The organism is Methanomicrobiales archaeon (assembly GCA_030019205.1).
Lineage (GTDB): Archaea > Halobacteriota > Methanomicrobia > Methanomicrobiales > JACTUA01 > JASEFH01.
Genome location: JASEFH010000012.1, coordinates 44,235 through 62,252 on the forward strand (window position 1 = coordinate 44,235; position 18,018 = coordinate 62,252).

At 64.8% G+C, this 18,018-nt stretch carries 19 protein-coding genes and 1 tRNA gene; 9 read left to right on the plus strand and 11 right to left on the minus strand.

Going from position 1 to position 18,018, the window contains the following annotated elements:
• Positions 1–8: 8 nt before the first annotated feature.
• The 7 genes from QMC96_07980 to QMC96_08010 form a co-directional block, all read right to left on the minus strand.
• The gene (locus QMC96_07980; protein MDI6876693.1) at positions 9–587 is read right to left on the minus strand and encodes a V-type ATP synthase subunit E family protein; all 579 of its coding nucleotides are present in this window, start codon (positions 585–587) and stop codon (positions 9–11) included.
• Between the two features lie 13 nt (positions 588–600).
• On the minus strand, positions 601–849 hold the full coding sequence (locus QMC96_07985; GenBank protein MDI6876694.1) for an ATPase: 249 nt from the start codon (positions 847–849) through the stop codon (positions 601–603).
• Between the two features lie 3 nt (positions 850–852).
• Positions 853–2,811 carry a V-type ATP synthase subunit I gene (locus QMC96_07990; protein MDI6876695.1) on the minus strand — a complete coding sequence of 653 codons (1,959 nt, stop codon included), beginning with the start codon at positions 2,809–2,811 and terminating at the stop codon, positions 853–855.
• Positions 2,798–3,127 carry a V-type ATPase subunit subunit G family protein gene (locus QMC96_07995; protein MDI6876696.1) on the minus strand — a complete coding sequence of 110 codons (330 nt, stop codon included), beginning with the start codon at positions 3,125–3,127 and terminating at the stop codon, positions 2,798–2,800. Before QMC96_07995 ends, QMC96_07990 begins: the two co-directional genes overlap by 14 nt.
• A 218-nt stretch (positions 3,128–3,345) precedes the next feature.
• Positions 3,346–3,816 carry an alpha/beta hydrolase gene (locus tag QMC96_08000; GenBank protein ID MDI6876697.1) on the minus strand — a complete coding sequence of 157 codons (471 nt, stop codon included), beginning with the start codon at positions 3,814–3,816 and terminating at the stop codon, positions 3,346–3,348.
• The gene (locus tag QMC96_08005; protein MDI6876698.1) at positions 3,813–3,965 is read right to left on the minus strand and encodes a hypothetical protein; all 153 of its coding nucleotides are present in this window, start codon (positions 3,963–3,965) and stop codon (positions 3,813–3,815) included. Before QMC96_08005 ends, QMC96_08000 begins: the two co-directional genes overlap by 4 nt.
• A 67-nt stretch (positions 3,966–4,032) precedes the next feature.
• Positions 4,033–4,308, minus strand: a complete 276-nt coding sequence (locus QMC96_08010) for a pro-sigmaK processing inhibitor BofA family protein (protein ID MDI6876699.1) — start codon at positions 4,306–4,308, stop codon at positions 4,033–4,035.
• A gap of 533 nt (positions 4,309–4,841) precedes the next feature.
• Between QMC96_08010 and QMC96_08015 the strand changes: the two genes are divergently transcribed.
• Positions 4,842–5,144, plus strand: coding sequence for a hypothetical protein (locus QMC96_08015; protein MDI6876700.1), 303 nt, complete (start codon positions 4,842–4,844; stop codon positions 5,142–5,144).
• 90 nt (positions 5,145–5,234) lie between these two features.
• On the opposite strand, the gene QMC96_08020 is transcribed toward QMC96_08015, so the two are convergent.
• Genes QMC96_08020 through lonB form a run of 3 tightly spaced genes read right to left on the minus strand, consistent with a single transcriptional unit; the run spans position 5,235 to position 9,746 of the window.
• Complete coding sequence (locus QMC96_08020; protein ID MDI6876701.1) at positions 5,235–6,530, minus strand: TldD/PmbA family protein; 1,296 nt, start codon at positions 6,528–6,530, stop codon at positions 5,235–5,237.
• On the minus strand, positions 6,499–7,830 hold the full coding sequence (locus QMC96_08025; protein MDI6876702.1) for a TldD/PmbA family protein: 1,332 nt from the start codon (positions 7,828–7,830) through the stop codon (positions 6,499–6,501). Before QMC96_08025 ends, QMC96_08020 begins: the two co-directional genes overlap by 32 nt.
• 5 nt (positions 7,831–7,835) lie before the next feature.
• A complete protein-coding gene (gene lonB / locus QMC96_08030; GenBank protein ID MDI6876703.1) occupies positions 7,836–9,746 on the minus strand; it encodes an ATP-dependent protease LonB in 1,911 nt (636 codons plus the stop codon).
• An 82-nt stretch (positions 9,747–9,828) separates the two neighbouring features.
• Here lonB and QMC96_08035 point away from each other — a divergent pair, with 82 nt between their 5' ends.
• From QMC96_08035 to QMC96_08070, 8 genes are all read left to right on the plus strand, one after another.
• Positions 9,829–10,677, plus strand: a complete 849-nt coding sequence (locus QMC96_08035; GenBank protein MDI6876704.1) for a ribose-phosphate diphosphokinase — start codon at positions 9,829–9,831, stop codon at positions 10,675–10,677.
• A complete protein-coding gene (rtcA, locus tag QMC96_08040; protein MDI6876705.1) occupies positions 10,671–11,657 on the plus strand; it encodes an RNA 3'-terminal phosphate cyclase in 987 nt (328 codons plus the stop codon). Before QMC96_08035 ends, rtcA begins: the two co-directional genes overlap by 7 nt.
• Positions 11,654–12,112, plus strand: coding sequence for a nucleotide-binding protein (locus tag QMC96_08045; protein MDI6876706.1), 459 nt, complete (start codon positions 11,654–11,656; stop codon positions 12,110–12,112). Before rtcA ends, QMC96_08045 begins: the two co-directional genes overlap by 4 nt.
• Before the next feature lie 20 nt (positions 12,113–12,132).
• The gene (locus tag QMC96_08050; protein MDI6876707.1) at positions 12,133–12,756 is read left to right on the plus strand and encodes an orotate phosphoribosyltransferase-like protein; all 624 of its coding nucleotides are present in this window, start codon (positions 12,133–12,135) and stop codon (positions 12,754–12,756) included.
• A gap of 78 nt (positions 12,757–12,834) precedes the next feature.
• Positions 12,835–14,439 (plus strand): thermosome subunit alpha, encoded by a 1,605-nt coding sequence (gene thsA / locus QMC96_08055; GenBank protein ID MDI6876708.1) that lies wholly within the window; start codon positions 12,835–12,837, stop codon positions 14,437–14,439.
• 133 nt (positions 14,440–14,572) lie between these two features.
• Positions 14,573–14,657, plus strand: a tRNA-Ser gene (locus QMC96_08060).
• Positions 14,658–15,541: 884 nt separating this feature from the next.
• Positions 15,542–15,934, plus strand: a complete 393-nt coding sequence (locus tag QMC96_08065) for a hypothetical protein (GenBank protein ID MDI6876709.1) — start codon at positions 15,542–15,544, stop codon at positions 15,932–15,934.
• Positions 15,931–16,596, plus strand: a complete 666-nt coding sequence (locus QMC96_08070) for a DUF4097 family beta strand repeat-containing protein (protein MDI6876710.1) — start codon at positions 15,931–15,933, stop codon at positions 16,594–16,596. The genes QMC96_08065 and QMC96_08070 overlap by 4 nt, the downstream gene beginning before the upstream one ends.
• Before the next feature lie 65 nt (positions 16,597–16,661).
• Here the strand turns inward: QMC96_08070 and QMC96_08075 are convergent, their stop codons facing one another.
• Positions 16,662–17,534: a DUF4349 domain-containing protein gene (locus QMC96_08075; GenBank protein ID MDI6876711.1), complete on the minus strand. Its 873-nt coding sequence runs from the start codon at positions 17,532–17,534 to the stop codon at positions 16,662–16,664.
• Between the last annotated feature and the right edge of the window lie 484 nt (positions 17,535–18,018).

Consider the following 18,018-nt stretch of genomic DNA (forward strand, 5'->3'; position numbering starts at 1 on the left):
TCCCCCCTCTAGCCGAACAGGATGTCCGAGGCTTCCTTCAACCCGGATTCCCAGATCCGGTCGAGGAACGTTCGATAGCTGAGATCCACCTTGATATCCCCGCCTGCGCTCTCCACGATGATGCCCCCTTCGATATCCACGGGATCTCCCAGGCGGTAGCCGGCGAGAGCCGGATCCCCGGCCAGCAGCTGCTGTGCCGTGGAGCGATCCCGGCTGTTCACGCGGACCACACCCTGCGGGATCTCCCGCACGACCTGCGCGAGCAGCTTCTTCAGCGCTTCGCGGTGGAAGGATTCGGGGAGGTTTCCGACAGCGCTGAGCGCCTGCCGGTACACCTGGTCCAGCAGCTCCTTCTGCGTGTTCAGGATCTGGCGTTTGACCACGAGATTGGCGGAAGAGACCTCCAGATCGACGATGCGGGCCGTCTGCTCCCTGACCTCGCGTTCGGTCTCGAGTTTGATTGCCTCCACCTGCGCCTGGGCTGCCTGAAGGATATCGCTGACATCCCGCTGGGTCCTGCTTCGAATCGCCTCAGCTTCCTGCCTGCCTTTCTGTCGGATGTCGCTGACGACAGCTTCTAGTCCCATCGCTCGCTCCGTCTCAGAACAGCATCAGCAGTGCAACCACGAGCCCGAAGATGACGATGGTCTCTGGAATGACGGTCAGGATGAGCACGAGACCGAACAGGTCCTTGTTCTCGGCGGTTGCCCCGACAGCTGCGGAACCGATGCTGTACTCTGCAATGGCGGTGGCGAGTCCCGTGAGCCCTACGGCGAGCCCTGCTCCGAGCGCAACCATTCCTGCCTGCGATGCCTCAATCATTTCAACTGTCATGCCTTCTACTGCCATGTTTCAATCCTCCGTAAATCGTCTTAGTAATCCAAACGGGTTGTATTTGATGCCTCCACCGCGGTAGAACTTGGTGAAGAATTCGACATACTGCAATCTGAGGGACTGCAGTCCCCCTCCGATGAGCCCGAGGGCGGTATTCCCCAGGTGCCCGATGACGAGGACGACAACCCCGAGAATGATGAACACGATTCCTGCAGCTGAGAGATTTTCGAGCTGCGGCTCGATGATCATCCCGATCGCGATGAGGTTCACGACCATCGCGATCGCAACCGAAGACAGCCCGACGGCAGCCAGACGTGCATAGGAGAGCGTATGGCTGATGATCGTGGGCAGCTCTACGATCTCGAGCGCGGATTCCATCGCGATCCCGACGACACCCAGCACGAGAAGCACGGCGCCGACGATGCCGGGAAGGGAAAGGCCCATGACCACGGGCGGAGACGCGGTCAGGTCCGGCATCATCGGCAGGGGGAACAGCGACCAGAGAATGACGAGAATGCCCCACATCACGGCGATCCACCCGACCTGTCCGGTGAGACCCCGAGTCCCGTGGTGGTGATACTGGATGTACGTGTTCAGGGACCGTCCGAGCGTGATCTGGAGAATGCCTATCCATATCACCAGCATGAGAAGACCCGTCAGATCCGGGCCCGCGCCATGCGCCTCGGCGCCGATCGAGAGATGCCTCGAGGGAAGTATCGGTTCCAGCCCTGGTATCGCGAAGCCGAAGAACTCGGAGAAGAGTACCCCGAAGATGATGCTGGTGATACTGGCGTACAGGAGTACGGTGATCAATCGCCTGCCCTCCGGGGATGTCAGGAACCTGCGCAGCGCGAGCGCAACCACAAGCAGGATCGCCCCGTAGCCGACGTCACCCAGGATCAGCCCGAAGAAGATCGGGAAGATGATGGCGACGAGCAGCGTCGGGTCGAGTTCGTTGTAGCGCGGGCGGGAGTAGAGATCGATCAGAGCCTGCGCCGGCTGCGCAAACCGGGAATTGTCATACTCCACCGGTGCGGGATCGTGCATTCCGACAGGATGATCGGATATGTAGACCCTCCCGTCCGTCGCCAGGGATATGCCGGACTTCAGGCGCGGGACCTCCTCGGTGGGAACCCATCCCTCCGCGATGAACGCCTGGTCTGTCGTGGCGAACCGCAGCGGGGCGGACGCCTGCTCCACATCCGCTGTGAGGATCTCCTCCGATGCTGCCAGGAACTCCATCTGCTCCGTCCTGATCCGCTGGAGGCGCTCCTCGACCCGAGCGATCCCGGCGGTGATCCGGGAGATCTCCTGCCGGTGAGCGTCCAGGAGGCGCTCCGGCATGCCCTCGCCCTTCGGGACGGGCAGCGGCGCGAAGCCGGCGGCCAGGAGCGCCTGCTCTGCAGCACTCTGGTGCTCCTTCGGTACGAACAGCGCGATGAAGTTGCCCTCTTTCCGCGCCGAGAAGTACTTCTCGTGGGGGACGTCGATGTTCACGTCCCGGGGAACCCTGCCGGTGAAGACGGCGAGCGTCGCATAGCCGCGGTAGAGTTCGAGGGGAATCGGTACGGCTGCAAAAGGTTCGAGCTCCTTCATCTGCTGCTCGCGATCCCGCAGCTCCGCCTCGAGCCCCGAGCGCTCCTGGAGAAGCCCCTCGACCTCGTCGGCGATCCGTGCGAGATCGCGGTCGATTGCCGCCCGGAGCTCCTGCACGGAGTGGCGTCTTTTCGGCTGCAGATCCTCCGGGTTCACACCGACGATGCTCTCGATGGAGCGGATCTTCACCAGCCGTTCCGACGCCTCGCTCGCGCCCGGAAGGGGCTTCCCGATGGAGAGCTCCGCGAACTCTCCGCCCTTCTCCTCCACGTGATCCTTGATGTGGAAGATGCGGTGGGAGTAGACCTCGCGGATGATGGGAGCCATCTGCTCCTTCGAGGCGACGATGAGCAGCCGGCTCATCTTCCTAGGCTTTAGCATGGAACTGCTCCTCGAAACGCGCCGTCAGCAGTGCGACCGCCCTGTCGAGGTTTTTCATGCCTTTGCTGCGAAGGGACCCGGCCCGCGCGTCCCCCTCCTTGATCGCTTCCGCCCGTCTCCTCGCCGCTTCTTCTCGAGCATCGGAGAGCCGCCTCTTCCGGTACTCCTCGGCTTCGGCATGCGCTTTGGCGATCAGATGCTCGGCCTCCAGTCTGGCAGCGGAAAGTTTCTGCTCCCTTTCGGCCTTCGCTTCCTGAATGAGCGTGTTATACTCTTCCTCAGACTGTTTTATGCTCTTTAAAACCTCAATTTTCATCCAACCCTCCTCTCACAGCATACCAATATCTGGAGAAAAGTATCCATATATTTGTTTTTATTTTATTTAAGGTCAAGACGATGGGGAAAATCCCGTTCACCCTGTTCCCCTTCCATAAAAAAATTGCAATAGAGAGTTTATTATAAAATCTATCGAATATAATCTGTCCGCGGGACCTGCGGCCTCTCCCGTCAGCGGGGGCGCTCCGCGGCAGATCCTCATGCGGTGCGGAGCCCGCCGCCGTCCAGGCGGCGGATCCGGATATGGGGAGGCGTGTTCTCCAGCACGACTGCTCCCTCCTCCCCCCCCAGACGGATGCCCGAGAGCTCATCCGATGAGCAGAGAAGGTGCTGCTCGGGGTGCGTGCCCCGCCGGATGCCGCAGGAGAGCTGGATCTCGGGTCCGACCGCCACGACGAGTTTCAGCCGGGAGGACCCGGGATGCTCTTTCGGGAGGATGACGAGGGGGAGATGGTAGCGGCGTATGAGTGTTAAGAGCATCGCCGCCGGCTCGATGGCCCCCCCCTCGGGTGCGGAGACCACGACCAGATCGTCCGGATGCACGGCTTCGCAGTATTCGCGCTCGCAGCTCTCGATGTAGAGGGGAAACCCGCTCCCCGCCCGTCCAATCAGAAGAAAAGAGGATTCTCCTTCGACGAGGAGGAGATCATCCGCTAGCGGATGCTTCATTCCGCTTCGACGTTGTCCGACTGACAGCTGGGGCATACGGGCCTTCTTCCGACCCCTTTGAACCGCTCGCCGCACTCCCTGCAGCGGTAATCCCTGCCCTTCACGCGCTCGTTGTACTCAACGTCCATGGGTCCGCCGACACTGCACATTCGATCACCCCAATAGGTTGGGGGCTCCGCTGTTATTTAACCCTATCGTGCCGGTTCCGCTGCGCAACTACACCGCGAGCGATATTCCGACGATGTGCAGGAGCACGATGATCAGCACTCCCACAAGCCCGCCTATCGCGCTGATGAGCACCGTGAGCCAGTTGATGGGGATATCCGGCTGTCCGAAGATGCGCATCAGGTCGAGGAGATTGATCAGGAACAGGATCACGATCCCGACGATCGCGTTGACGATCAGCGCGACTCCGCGTTTGAAGAGCCAGTACAGCACGACTGCGATGGCGATCGCGACAAGAAGCGTTAAAATACCTTCGATTATTGCCATACGTCCTGCCCCCGGATCGCTGGAGCAGCCATTCCCGAACCTCTCATCAGGGGTGCGGGCACGATCCAATTCGATTATCGGAGGGGATCGAGATATACTTTATCAAAACGCACATCGCCCTGCTGCCACTGCAGAAGGTTAAATTTTCAGGTATCCTGCGGTGAGACGGCCCCTTTTCCCGGTAATCTGGGGTTATCCGATCTCGGGTCCGGAGGGCCGGTTCGATCTCGGTCTGGGCTTCCCGGACACTTCCCTGAACATGGACTCAGGTTGGACAGCAGCAGCAAACGATCCCCCCCCTTCTCATGCCGCCTATCGCAATACGGCGAACGGGGACACTGTATCCCTGCCCTGCTGACCGATATCGCTCCTGGATGCAGATTCTCTTCGACCGACCCCGGAGGAGGAGCGATCCCGATGCTCGTGCCGGATTCGCGCCTGCTCGCACCGAACCCCTGGGGGGATCGCGAGATTTTCAAGCCGATCTGCGGAAACTTTATTAACTCTCATCCCTCCCCCTGCCTCCGATCGAAATGGTTGTCGCAAGGATGTCTGCATGGAGGTTCAAGAAGGGCAGGCGGGAAGAGGCCTTCGATCTGCTGGACAGGAAGATTGCAGATGACGCCCGTGCTTTGAAGGGGTACCGCGGGAGTCTGGACTTATTTGCTCTGGACGATCCCGACGCCGCCGTGATCATCACGCTCTGGGAGGACGAGGAGGCGCTCAATGCCTCTCGCCGGGGGATCTTCCAGACCGCGAGTTCGGAGCTGGAGGAGTTCATCGCAGCCCCTCCGGACGTCAGGAACTACAGGGCGGATGTCGAGATCCGGATCTGATCGGACCTGGCAGGGCAACACCGGGCCAGCCCCGGGATCCCTGACAGGAGAAGCCCGATTGGGGCACGTGCGGCCCGACCAGTGCCTCTGTCAGCCAATGATCCGCTGCTTGTGCAGCCGCATGGCGGGCAGGATCATGGGGCCGACCACGCGGGATTCCCTCCCCAGCCCCCCGATCGAGGAGAGCATCTCGAAGACATTGCCGGCGAACATCGCCTTTTTGATCGGCTCTCCGTACTCGCCGCCCTCCATCCAGAAGGGGTTGGAGAGCTCGACGGAGAAGTCGCCCGAGAGGGTGTTCGCCGTGTGGGCGCCGACCACGTCGTGGACGTAGATCGCCCGGTCGTCGCCGATATCCGACCGTTCGCCGTCCACGATCAGGTTGTGCACGCCGATGGAGGGCGCTCCGCCATACCCTCCGCGGACCGCGCTCGCCGTGCTCTGCTTCCCGTAGCGGTAGGCGGTCTTCAGGTCGTAGGCGAACCCCTGCAGGACGCCGTCCGCGATGAACTCCAGCCTTCGCGCCGGCACTCCCTCGGCGTCCCAGGAGGTGCTCCCGAGACCGCGGGCGAACGGGTCGTCGCAGACGGAGATCCCCTCGTCCAGGACGCGCTCCCCGATCCTGCCTGCCAGCCGGGACCGCCCGGCGTGCACGTTCCGGCCCGACAGCGCCGGTACGAGAACCATGCCGATCAGCTGGGCGGCGGCGACCGGCGAGAGGATCAGATCGTAGTCGCCGCTCTCCACCTCCACCCCGCCGACGGACGCCGCTGCCAGGAATGCCGCCCTCTCGCCGACCTTCTCCGCGTCCACGTCCATGAAGGCGGAGTTGTCGAACTCGGATCCCGTGGACTGCTCCCGGATGGTCTCCAGGGAGATCCGCAGGTGCGTCCAGGTGTTCCGGTAGCGGATCCCCCGGCTGTTGGCGAGCGTGACCGTGGTGCGGGATATTCCTGCAGAACCCCCCGTCACCTCCACCGGATGAAGGGACGCTCCCCGGAGCATCCCGTCCACCAGCCCCTTCGCGACCATCGGATCCGGAATCAGGGAGGGGTCGAAGGTGGGCGCCTCGCGCTCGATCCGCAGCGGGCCTGGGAGCCCGTGCCACTCCTGGGGGCTCGCCAGCCGCCCGGCCGCCAGGGCGGCGTCCAGGCACTCCCGCCAGCGGCGGAGGTCGTTTGTGCTGGAGGCCCCGATCCGCCCATCCCGAATGGTGCGGATCCCGAGACCCCGATCCCTGGACTTCGTGGCCACCCCGAGGACGTCCCGCTTCAGTTCTGCGGTCACGGATTCCCCTTCCGTGTAGTAGACCTCCACCTCGTCGGCGTGCCGCCGCCCCTCATCGAGGATCTCGTCAATCCAGTCCACTGCCACCCACCACCGCATCCGCGAGAAGTATGTGCGGGCTGCCGTCGCTCACCGGTACGGTCTGTCCGCCCTTGCCGCAGTAACCCGGATGCATCGCGCGATCGTTGCCGATGCCGGCGATGCTGTGCAGCGTTGAGAGGATCTCGCCCGAGAGGGAGACATCCCGCACCATGCGGGAGATCTCGCCGTTCTCGATCAGGTAGCCGTACTCCGCGTTGAACTGGAAGACGCCCCTGCCGGGATCCACCTGCCCGCCCCGGGAGCCCTTCAGCAGCACCCCCTGCCCGCACCGCTCCAGGAGCTCGTCCAGGGAAAGGTCGCCGTTCTCGATGAAGGTGTTCGACATCCGCACCAGGGGGATGTCCCCCGCCTCCGCCCGGGCGTGGCCGGGGATCCCGTTCCCCACCGCCGCGAGCGTCTCGCGGCTGTGGAGGTAGGAGGAGAGCACGCCGTCCCGGATCATCTCTGTCCGCCGCACCGAGACGCCCTCCGCATCGAACGGCTCGAACCCGAACTCGGGGAGGCCGGGATCGTCCACGATGGTCAGGCCGGCACTCCCGATCCGTTCGCCGATCCGCCCCCGGAGGACGGAGTTGCCCTCCCGCACGAGATCGCCCTCGCTGGCATGCCCGACCGCCTCGTGGGCGAATACGCCGGCCAGCTCCGGATCCAGGACGGCCCGCATGCGCCCCCCGCGGGCGGGCTTCGCGTCCAGGAGCGCGACGGCGATCTCCGCGGTCTTCCGCCCGATCTCCTCCTGGTGCCGCAGGCTGAACCCGCCGATCGTGTGCCGCCGATCGCGGGCCATCTGGACGATCCCGCGCGCCCCGGCCACGGCAAGGATGGAGAAGCCGTTCCGCGTCAGCGTGTAGGACCCCTCGTTGCCGGCGCTGTCGCGGTAGGCGACCTCCTCCCTCCGCTCGATGTAGTTGCCGCGTGTGTTCACGATGCCCGGAAGCCGCGCCGCCCGCTCGATGGAGAGGAGGAGTGCGGTCTTCTCCGCGAGATCCACGTCCGCCGGGTCCTCTCCGCCGGCAGGGACCGGAATGGGTGTCCGTGAAACCTCGGCGAGATCGACTGCCTCTTCTGTGATTGCAGCCAGGTCGCCGGCATCCGCGAGGATCCGGTCGAGTTCGGACGCCGAGAGCCCGGAGAAGTTGTCGATCGTCACCGCGCCCCAGCCCCGGGGCCCCAGGACGCGGAGAACGGCCCTATCGAAAAAGGAGGTGCCGGCGGACTCGATCACGCCGTTGTCGACATCGATCTGTGTCGTCTCCCCCTTCACGTGGCGGATGTCGTGGTAGCGGAAGCCCTGCATGGACATTAAACCGTCGGGCGTGTGATGGGGCTCTCCAGGATCCGCGACGTCGGCTGGGCCGCCAGCTTGCGGAGTTTGGAGAGGAACCCCTCCGTGTTCTCGGGCACGAGGGCGTGCGTGAGGACATCCTGGATGCTGGACACCGGCACGATCTCGACCATCTCCCGGTAGCGGTCCTCGATCAGCACATCGTCCACGTTGGCGCTCGGGATCAGCACCTTCTTGATGCCCGCCTTCGCCGCCGCCTCGATCTTGTAGGTGACACCGCCCACCGGAAGCACGTCCCCGCGGACCGAGAGGGACCCTGTCATCGCCAGGTCCTGGCGGACGGGGATCGACTCGATCGCGCTGATGACCGCCGTCGCGACGCTGATGGAAGCGGAATCGCCCTCGATCCCTCCGTACGTCCCGATAAACTGGATGTGGATGTCCATGTTCTTGATGTCCTTCCCGGTGAACTTCTTGATGATTGCGCTCACGTTCTTGATGGACTCCTGGGCGATCTCCTTCAGCATGCCCGTGGCGATCACGCTGCCGCTGGCGCCCTGGATCGGTGTCACCTCCGCCATGATCGGGAGCACGGAGCCGCTGTCCGTTCCCATGACGGCGAGACCGTTCACGCGCCCGACCCGGGTGCCGTCGATCACCGTGAGCTCGTAGTCGCGGCTCCGCTTGATGTAATCGTCGGAGATCTGCTCCTCGATGGAGCGGGCCATCGCCTTGGCCGCGATCACGTGGGCGGCGGTCGTCACCTGGGCGCCCTGCTGGCGGGCCAGATCGCCCGCGACGCGGATGAGCCCGCCCATGTCCCGCAGCTTGAGGGTGAGGTGCCCCTTGCGGTTGGAGCGGCGGTGCGCCTCCCGCAGCATCTCCTCGATGGCGCTCCTGTCGAAGTGCGGGATCCGCCCGTCCTTCTTCACCTCCTGCGCGATGAAGCGGATGAACTTGCGGCGGTTCTCCGGCGTGTCCTCCATGGTCTCCTTCATGTAGACCTCGTAGCCGTACCCCCGGATACGGGAGCGGAGCGCCGGGTGCATCCCCTGCATCGCGTCGATGTTGCCGGCGGCGACCATGACGAACCTGCAGGGCACCGCCTCGGTCCGCACCATGGCCCCGCTGGACCGCTCGGACTGGCCCGTGATGGGAAACTCCCCTTCCTGCAGCGCCGTCAGGAGGTTCTGCTGGGAGTGCGGTGTCAGGGTGTTGATCTCGTCGATGAAGAGCACCCCCCCGTGAGCGCGGTGGATCGCCCCGGCCTCCACGCGGTCGTGCGACGGGGTCTCCAGACCCCCGCTCTGGAAGGGATCGTGCCGCACGTCGCCGAGGAGCGCCCCCGCATGCGATCCCGTGGCGTCGATGAACGGCGCCGATACGGTGGCGTCGTTGGAGACCAGCAGCTTCGGGACCATCTGCTCCTCCCTCGGCGTCGTGTAGCGCAGGGCCATGAACACGAATGCAGCGGCGATGATGCCCATCAGCCACTGGTACGTGATGAACGCGTAACCGATAATGCCCATCAGGAGGAGCATGAGGAGCGTGTTGCGCATCTGCAGGCGGCGGCGCGCCTCTGCCTTGTGCGCCGCCACGATCTGCTTGCCCCTCCCCGCGGCGACCGTGCGGATGATCGGGTTGTTGTTGTCCTCGTAGTTGGGATAGACCAGGATGTCCTGCAGCTCCTCCTTGGGCAGCAGCTCGGCCATCGCCTTGGCCAGCATGGACTTGCCGGTTCCCGGGCTCCCGATCATCATCACATGCCGTCTCTGGGTCGCCGCCTTCTTGATCACCTCCACCGCGTGCTCCTGGCCGATCACCTGGTCGATCAGCTTGGGAGGCACCTCGATCTCGGAGGAGGTGTCGAGTTCGAGCCCCCCGAACAGGTCGTTGTCATGATTAATCTGGATATTTGTCAGTTCCATTGTAGAATTAACCTCTTTTCCCCCAAGGTACTTATATATTTATTCTTGCGGGTTTAAGTACTTTCAGCATACTGGTGATCGCATGAAGGTGGTCGGAATAGAGGCCTCTCAGGTCCTTGCGGGCAGGATTGCGGAGCAGCTGCGGGTGGAGATAGTGGATGCCCGGTTCTCGCGGTTCCCGGACGGGGAGCAGTACCTCCAGGTGGGGGAGCTCGGCGACGAGACCGTCGTGGTGGGCAGCGTGGCGGACAGCGACGCCCTGGTGCAGCTTCTCCTGCTCATCGACGCCTGCGAGGGGTCGGAGATCGACCTGGTGATCCCCTACATGGGCTACGCCCGCCAGGACCGGCGGTTCCAGCGCGGCGAGCCGGTGAGCGCACGGGCCATCGCGCGGGCGCTCTCCCCCGGCGTGCGGCGGGTGTTCACGGTCAACCTCCACAAGGAGGCGATACTCGCCTACTTCGGCACGACGGCCAGAAACCTCTCCCTGGCCCCCGACATCGGCGCTTACATCCGGGGCATGGACACAGACAACCCCCTCATTCTCGCCCCGGACAGGGGTGCCGCCGCCTTCGCCGCCGATGTGGCGGCGGTCGGCGGCTGGGACTCCGACTACCTGCAGAAGGTCCGCATCTCCGGCGACGAGGTGCGCATGCAGCCGGTCACCATCGATGTCGCCTCCCGCACCGTGGTCATCGTGGACGATATCATCTCCACCGGGGGAACGCTGGCAACCGCCGCGACGAAGCTGCTGGAGAAGGGCGCCCGGGCGGTTCACGCCGTCTGCGTGCACGGTGTCTTCGCCGGCGGCGCCTACGGGCGCCTGAAGAGCGTGGGGATCGAGTCGGTGGCGGCGAGCGACACCATCGAGTGCGGCAGCAGCCTCTTCAGCGCAGCCTCCTGCATCGCCGCCGGAATTCGGGGATGCTGACGATCGACGGATCGTATCTGGAGGGAGGCGGGCAGCTCCTGCGCTCTGCCGTCGCCCTCTCGGCAGTGACCGCCACTCCCGTGCGGATCACCCGGATCCGGGAGAACCGCCCCCGACCCGGCCTGGCCCCGCAGCACATCGCGGCGGTTCGGGCCGTCGCCCGGATCTGCTCCGCAGAATGCAGGGGCGTCTCTCCGGGCAGCCGGGAGATCACGTTCTCTCCGGGGAGGCTGGAGCCGCGGGATATCGTCGTCGATATCGGCACGGCAGGGGCGATCCCGCTGGTGCTCCAGGCATACGTCCCCCCTGCCCTGAAGGTCGGGGGGTGCATCACCCTGACCGGCGGGACGGAGGTGGATCGAAGCCCGACGGTGGATTATTTCGAGCATGTCTTCTGCCGTGCGCTGCGCACCTTCGGGGCGAGGATCGAGGTCGCCGTCCGGAGGCGGGGGTACTATCCGCGAGGCGGGGGAGAAGTGCGTGTCTCCGTGGCGCCTTCGATCCTATCTCCCCTCCGCATGGAACCGCGATCCGTCCCCCCGTCAAGGGGGATCGTCTCCTGCTCTTCGAACCTGCCGGACCATGTGACGGAACGCCAGGCCCGGGCTGCGGAGCAGGTTCTCCGCCCGGTTCTGGGGGAAGGGATCGAGATCCGGCTGGAGAGGGGGAGCGGCCCGAGTACGGGCAGCTCCTGCACGGTCTGGTCCGGCTGGCACGGCGCCTGCGCCCTCGGGAGGCGCGGCCTCCCGGCAGAGGAGGTGGGAAGGATGGCAGCCCGGAGCCTGCTCGGGAGCAGGGAGGGGGGAGGATCGGTGGACCTGCACCTGTCCGATCAGCTGCTCATCTATCTCGCGGAGTTTGGGGGCGCATACACGGCATCGGATCTGTCCCGGCACGCCGAGACCATGGTCTGGCTGCTGGAGCAGTTCGGGCTTCCGATCGAGATCCGCCGCGAGGAGGGGGTGGCGTTCAGCGCATGACCGTGGTGCTGGACGCGTCGGCCTTCTTCCGGGATCTGCCCCCTTCCGGCGAGGCACGCGTCACCGCGCCCTCCGTTGTCGGGGAGATCCGGGATATCGGTTCGAGGCTTCGCCTCGAGCGGATGCTCGCCGAGGGGCTCCAGGTGCGGGATCCCTCCCCCGCTGCCCTGGCAGCCGTTGCGGATGCCGCCGTCCGCAGCGGGGATGCGGGAGTCCTCTCCCCGCCCGATCGCGATATCCTGGCCCTCGCCCTCGAGACCGGCGGCGTGCTCTGCACGGACGACTTCGCCGTGCAGAACGTCGCCCGCACCCTGGGTGTCGCCGTGCGCCCGATCCAGCAGCGGGCAGCCCGGCACCTGCGATGGAGGTTCCGCTGCACGGGGTGCGGGCGCTACTTCCGGGAAGAGGGAGTATGCCCGATATGCGGCTCGGTTCTGAAAAGAAAGGTTAAATAGCATGCTGGATACCTCAGTTCATGTCAACGCTCGACGAGCTGATCGAGAAATCGCGGCTTCTCCATCTGGAAGGTCACAGCCCGAGCCAGATCGCCGATGAGCTCTCGCTCTCCATGGAGACGGTGACCTGGCTGCTCACGCAGCAGAAAGGGGGCGAGGTGCCCAAGGACGTCCACATCGACTGGACCGCCGTGGCGTCCGATGCCTCCCTGCTGAGCATGGCCGCCTGCATGCTGATGGAGCGGTACGCGAATGCCGCAACCGATGCGGAACGCCGCGGGGCAGAGGGGGAAGGGTCGGAGGCGGATGTGATCGTGGGGATCGCCCTGTCCGGCGTGCCGCTGGCGACGGTCATCGCGCTGCATGCGGATGCCCGTCTCGGCGTGTACTATCCTGCCAAACACAGCGCAAGCGAGAATCCAGTCGGCTCGATCAGCGGCAACTTCGCATCCGTCACCGGCGAGCGGTGCATCGTCGTCGATGACGTGATCACCTCGGGGAAGACCCTCGCAGAGGTCGTGGGGTATCTCCGCAGGCATGGCGCCATCCCCGTCGCCATCTGGGTGCTGTTCGACAAGCGCGGCATCCGCGAGATTGAAGGAGTGCCTGTCTTCACGCTGTTCAGGATATCCCGGTTGGACTAGGGTTCCGATCCCGATCACCAATAGATTTGTTTATATAGAAGTATAATTCCATTTGTAAGATACCAGGAGGAATTCTGTATGCTTGCTGGTCAACCCGTAATTATTTTGAAGGAGAACGTGGAGCGCACTCGCGGGCACGAGGCGCAGCGGTCCAATATCATGGCAGCGCGGGCCATCTCGGCTGCCGTCCGCTCGACGCTCGGTCCGCGGGGCATGGACAAGATGCTTGTCAGTTCCACCGGGGATGTCGTGGTCACGAACGACGGAGCGACCATCCTGCATGAGCTCTCTGTCCAGCACCCGGGGGCCAAGATGGTCGTCGAGGTCGCGGAGACCCAGGACGACGAGGTCGGTGACGGCACCACGACCGCGTGCATCCTGGTGGGTGTCCTGATGGAAGAGGCGGAGAGGATGCTCTACCAGGGAATTCACCCCACGATCATCGCCCAGGGATACCGCATGGGGATGGACAGGGCGATGGAGGTTCTCCAGGACCTGGCAATCGCCGTTGAGCCGGACGACCGGGAGACGCTCCTCAAGCTTGCCAGCACCGCCATGACCGGCAAGGCGATCGAGGCCGTAAAGGAGAAACTCAACAGCATCGTCGTGGATGCGGTCAAGACGGTCGCAGAGGATGTGGATGGGAAGATCACGGTCGACGAGGAGAACGTGATGATCAAGAAGCACACCGGGGAGACCATGGATGACGCCGAGCTGGTCCGCGGCATCATCATCGACAAGACCCGGATGCTGGACCAGATGCCGCAGAAGGTGAGAGACGCCCGCGTCGCCCTCATCTCGACGCCTCTCGAGATCGTGAAGGGCCAGGTGAAGGCGAAGATCCGGATCAAGTCCGCGGATCAGATGGCGGCGTTCGGGGCTCAGGAGCGGGAGACGCTCAAGAAGATGGCGGACCGCATCATCGGGAGCGGTGCGAACGTCGTCCTCTGCCAGAAGGGCATCGACGACGCGGTCGCCTACTACCTCGGAAAGAGCGGCGTCTTCGCCGTGCAGGACATCCCCGAGAAGGACATGAAGTACGCTGCACGGGCTCTCTGCGCCAACATCGTCAACAAACCCGAGGAACTCCGCCCGGAGGATCTGGGGACCGCGGATCTCGTCGAGGAGCTCGAGGATGCGGAGCTCGTGAAGATCTCGGGCTGCCAGAATCCGAAAGCAGTCACCATCATGCTCTGGGGCAGCACCCAGGTGCTGATCGACGAGCTGGAGCGGGCGGTATACGATGGCGTCCGGGTCGTCATCGACGCCCTGGAGGACGGCAAGTTCGTGGTCGGGGGCGGCGCCGTGGAGAGCGAGCTCTTCCTGAAACTCCGCGACTATGCCACGACCGTGGGCGGGCGGGCGCAGATCGCGATCGAGGCATTTGCCAGCGCGTTCGAGAGCATCCCCAAGCAGCTCGCGGAGAACTCGGGGTACAACCCCATCGACAAGGTGGTGGAGCTCCGCACCGCACATGCCCGGGGCGACAAGCATGCAGGCCTGAACGTGTACACGGGCAAGATCGAGAACATGCGGAAATCGGGAGTGCTGGAGCCGCTGCGGGTCAAGACGCAGGCGATCCAGAGCGCGACGGAGGCATCCATGATGCTGATCCGCGTGGACGACATGATGGTCTCCCAGAAGCGGGAGAAACCCGCTACCCCCTCTGCCCCGAAGGGATAACATTCATCATCTTTTTTAACCAATATACCCGGGGATTCCTGTGACGCGCTCGCCGCGGACGCGGGAGGCTGGCCGCGTCATCTCTCCGGCGGCGATCTCGGAGGCCGTTGAGAGGGGTCCTGCTCTGTTCCATGCCGGGGTAGTCTAGTCCGGAAAGGCGGTAGCCTCGAAAGCTACTGGTGCTCGGCACCTCAGGAGTTCAAATCTCCTCCCCGGCGTATCTTTTCTGGCGGCAGGATGCTGCAGGTTCTCCGACAACGGCGCTGCGGACGGTGCGATCCGGATGCTGACCTCCATCTGCCGGGCAGGCGGGGAGGGGGGTGCACTCCCTCTCCCGGCCCGCCCCTCCTCCGGCGCGATAGGCGAAACCGGACGTGACGGGGTCGACGCGCGTGCAGCGGACGGAAGGCAGTGCGGCTGCTGGAGAGCAGCCGAATCGGTGCCCGAAGATACGGGGGGGGAGTTTGGCCCCCCTCCCTTTCGCGCCGGCACGACGTGGCTGCCGGACGATCCACCCCGGGTGCGACCGGGGAGAGGGCGGAGGATGATACGTCTGATCTGCGTCCGGTTCGAGATCCGCCCCGGGCGGACCATTCGGGATAGGCGCGAAGATATTTCTCTGGGGATCCTGCGGCGATCTCATTCCCCCCGGAGCGAATGCGGGGATTCACGGGCGGCATTCGGAGCCCCGCCCTTCCGGTGATTGCGCTGTTCGGGCTGGCCGCGGTGGTGGGCGATGCCGCCAGCGGCTCTCCATCCCGGGGGAGAGAGTACGGCCGTACCGGGGTTCGCCGCCGCGGACGATGCCGTGCTCGTCGCTATTCCGCTCGCGGCGCTTGCCGCCTGCCGGGAGACCGCCTCTGCCCCGTTCGCTCTCGATCGGGGGTGGGAAAGACCGGGCGGTCCCCGCGGGTGCACGCTCTCCCCTGCGGCAAGGAGGTCGGAGCGGGATTCGCCATCCCCGGCTCCCCGGTCGTCACAGACGCCACCGTAACGGCGCCGGTGTCCCCCCGCGTGGGATCGGAACCGGCAGCATCCTCGTATGCGCCGCTGCCACGGAGATCGGAGCCTTTATCACCTTCCGGGGCATCCTGATGCGAACATGAAGACGAGAACGCGGCATGGCAGCCGCAGGAGGGTGTCATGGCAGGAGACGCCGACCGCCCCGATCATCGCGACGCGCCTGCGGCAGAGACGCTCAACCGGCATCCGGAGACGGATTTCGGCCCCGTGGATGGAAGGGCATCCGCCCGGGGAACGCGGTGAAGCCATGAGCATCAGGTACGTGCCCGTACTGCTTCTTCTCCTGGCGGCAGCCCTGGTCGCATCCGGGTGCACCTTCCCCCGGGGCATCCCGGGCCCGCTGGTGACGGAGGAGTCCGACCAGGCGTACCCGGTCGATGGGATGCAGAGGCTGGACGTCGAGAATCTCAACGGAGCGGTTCGGGTCGCCGGATGGGATCAGCCGTTCGTATCGGTGCGGTGCATGCCGTGAAGGCAACCCGGTTCGGGCAGGGAGAGCTGGACAAGGTCAGCATATCGGTGGATGCGGGCGACGGACTGACGATCCGGACCCTTCATCCCCAGCCTCCGGCCCGGGTGTCGGTGACCTACGAGATCCGGGTACCTCCCCAAATCGCATCCATCCGCATCGACACCTCGAACGGCGAAGTCCAGGTCGAGGGCGTGTCCGCGCACACAGGCGCCGCCACGTCGAACGGCAGGATCCTGATGCGGAACATCTCGGGGGACGTCGATGCCCGCACCAGCAACGGGGGGATCGAGATCCGCGACATCCTCGGATCCGTCCAGGCGAGAACGAGCAATGGACGCGTCACGGTCCGGAATGCATCCATCACGGGAAATATCGCGACCTCGAACGGGGAGATAGCCGCGGAGATCCGGGCTATTCCCGGGGATATCTCCCTGCGGACGAGCAACGGGCGGATCCGCGCCGCCCTCGCGGCGGATCTGAACGCGACCATCGTGGCGGACACCTCGAATGGGAGGATTCGGGTTCAGGGGATCTCGCTCGAGACGGAGGAGCGGACGGACACGCACCTGCGGGGCACCTCCGGCAGCGGAGACGGGGTGATCACGCTGCGGACGTCCAATGGCGAGATCGCCCTCTCCGGGCTGCCCCTGGCGGGGGTTTAGCGGGGATGGAGGCAGGCGGCTCGTGCACCGGCATACCGGGGCATGCAGCGTTCCGGAGGGGACCCTCAGGGGATGGGCACCTGCCTTCTTCGCCACCATCGGTAAACGACCAGCGCTCCGCCCCCGAGCACCAGAAGGGGCAGCAGGGCGAAGAAGAGGACGACGATGAGGTCGATCGTCCAGAAGAATCCGAGAATGCCGGTGTTGAGCGTGGCGGCGAAATCGTGCCTGACACCTTCGCCCACGGGAACCGGTTCGGCGAGGGAGACCGTGATGGTGGCGAGATCGATGCGGTCGTTCAGGTAGCGCAGCCTTCCGGCAACCCGTTCGATCTCGACCTGGACGCGCTCGATCTCGGTCTGAACCTTCAGGACATCCTCGACCCTCTCCGCCTTCAGCATGATCCGCTGGTACTGCTCCAGCTGGCAGTCCAGCGCCCTCTTTCGCGCCTGAAGGTCGATATACTCCTCGGTCACGTCCTGCCCCCGCTCCTCCCGCGAGAGCACCTTCCCGAGGGGCGGAATCTCCTCTACAAGGCGGCTGTATCCTCCGGCTGGCACGCGGAGCACCACCTCGGCGTAGCTGCGATCCGAGGAGTCCCGCCGCAGGGACGAGGATGCAATGTAGCCCCCGCCTTCCCGAGCAGCATCCTCGAGCGCCGAGACCGCCGCCGGGACATCCTGCACCTCCAGATGGATCCGGGCGGTGCGGACGATCTTCTGGCTCTCGAGCGTGCCCGTGGACGCACCGCCGCCCGACTCCCGTTCTGGCAGCGCCGACGAGGCCTGTCCGCCCTCCTGTGTCCTGTCGGACAGGAAGTCCAGCCCCCCTCCCGAGAGAGGCGGCAGCGCGTTCTCCGACGATGACGCAGGGATGCCGGCGCATCCTGCCGCGAGAATAAACAGGACGCACAGGAGGAGCGGATATCTGGCAAGCATACCGGAAAATCTCCGTCCGATCTTAAAAAATCACGCATAACTACGATATTATTCGAACTCATGCGGGAATGGCGGGTCCGCGTGCGTTCCGGCCCGATACCACCTCTTTGCGTCGCTCCAGCTCCTCCCGGCGGCGGACTATCGGGAACGAGTGCAGCGGGCGGCGAAGGAGGGCGCGTCCATCCGGGTCGCTCGCGCATGGCGGCGCCGCTCGGGAATGTCTCAGACCCCCTCAAGATCCACCATCGACCGCCCGGCCCCTTCCTTTCCCGGCCCTGTCACACGACAGGGGGTCCCTCTCGCGCGGCATCTTCCCCGTGGATGCTCCGTCCACACGCGAATACCCGAGGATGCATCGTGCACGTTCGCAGCGTCCGATCCCCCGAATCTCCCTCCTCGCTCCGATCGAAACCGGGGAGCCGGGGGGGCGTCTGTGGCGCACACATCTGCCGGGATCGGCATACGTATATATGCCAGGTACAAG

Coding starts and splice junctions, on each gene's coding strand:
- QMC96_07980 (MDI6876693.1), bottom strand. CDS start 587: ATGGGACTAGAAGCTGTCGTCAGCGACATCCGACAGAAAGGCAGGCAG.
- QMC96_07985 (MDI6876694.1), bottom strand. CDS start 849: ATGGCAGTAGAAGGCATGACAGTTGAAATGATTGAGGCATCGCAGGCA.
- QMC96_07990 (MDI6876695.1), bottom strand. CDS start 2,811: ATGCTAAAGCCTAGGAAGATGAGCCGGCTGCTCATCGTCGCCTCGAAG.
- QMC96_07995 (MDI6876696.1), bottom strand. CDS start 3,127: ATGAAAATTGAGGTTTTAAAGAGCATAAAACAGTCTGAGGAAGAGTAT.
- QMC96_08000 (MDI6876697.1), bottom strand. CDS start 3,816: ATGAAGCATCCGCTAGCGGATGATCTCCTCCTCGTCGAAGGAGAATCC.
- QMC96_08005 (MDI6876698.1), bottom strand. CDS start 3,965: ATGTGCAGTGTCGGCGGACCCATGGACGTTGAGTACAACGAGCGCGTG.
- QMC96_08010 (MDI6876699.1), bottom strand. CDS start 4,308: ATGGCAATAATCGAAGGTATTTTAACGCTTCTTGTCGCGATCGCCATC.
- QMC96_08015 (MDI6876700.1), top strand. CDS start 4,842: ATGGTTGTCGCAAGGATGTCTGCATGGAGGTTCAAGAAGGGCAGGCGG.
- QMC96_08020 (MDI6876701.1), bottom strand. CDS start 6,530: ATGCGGTGGTGGGTGGCAGTGGACTGGATTGACGAGATCCTCGATGAG.
- QMC96_08025 (MDI6876702.1), bottom strand. CDS start 7,830: ATGCAGGGCTTCCGCTACCACGACATCCGCCACGTGAAGGGGGAGACG.
- lonB (MDI6876703.1), bottom strand. CDS start 9,746: ATGGAACTGACAAATATCCAGATTAATCATGACAACGACCTGTTCGGG.
- QMC96_08035 (MDI6876704.1), top strand. CDS start 9,829: ATGAAGGTGGTCGGAATAGAGGCCTCTCAGGTCCTTGCGGGCAGGATT.
- rtcA (MDI6876705.1), top strand. CDS start 10,671: ATGCTGACGATCGACGGATCGTATCTGGAGGGAGGCGGGCAGCTCCTG.
- QMC96_08045 (MDI6876706.1), top strand. CDS start 11,654: ATGACCGTGGTGCTGGACGCGTCGGCCTTCTTCCGGGATCTGCCCCCT.
- QMC96_08050 (MDI6876707.1), top strand. CDS start 12,133: ATGTCAACGCTCGACGAGCTGATCGAGAAATCGCGGCTTCTCCATCTG.
- thsA (MDI6876708.1), top strand. CDS start 12,835: ATGCTTGCTGGTCAACCCGTAATTATTTTGAAGGAGAACGTGGAGCGC.
- QMC96_08065 (MDI6876709.1), top strand. CDS start 15,542: ATGAAGACGAGAACGCGGCATGGCAGCCGCAGGAGGGTGTCATGGCAG.
- QMC96_08075 (MDI6876711.1), bottom strand. CDS start 17,534: ATGCTTGCCAGATATCCGCTCCTCCTGTGCGTCCTGTTTATTCTCGCG.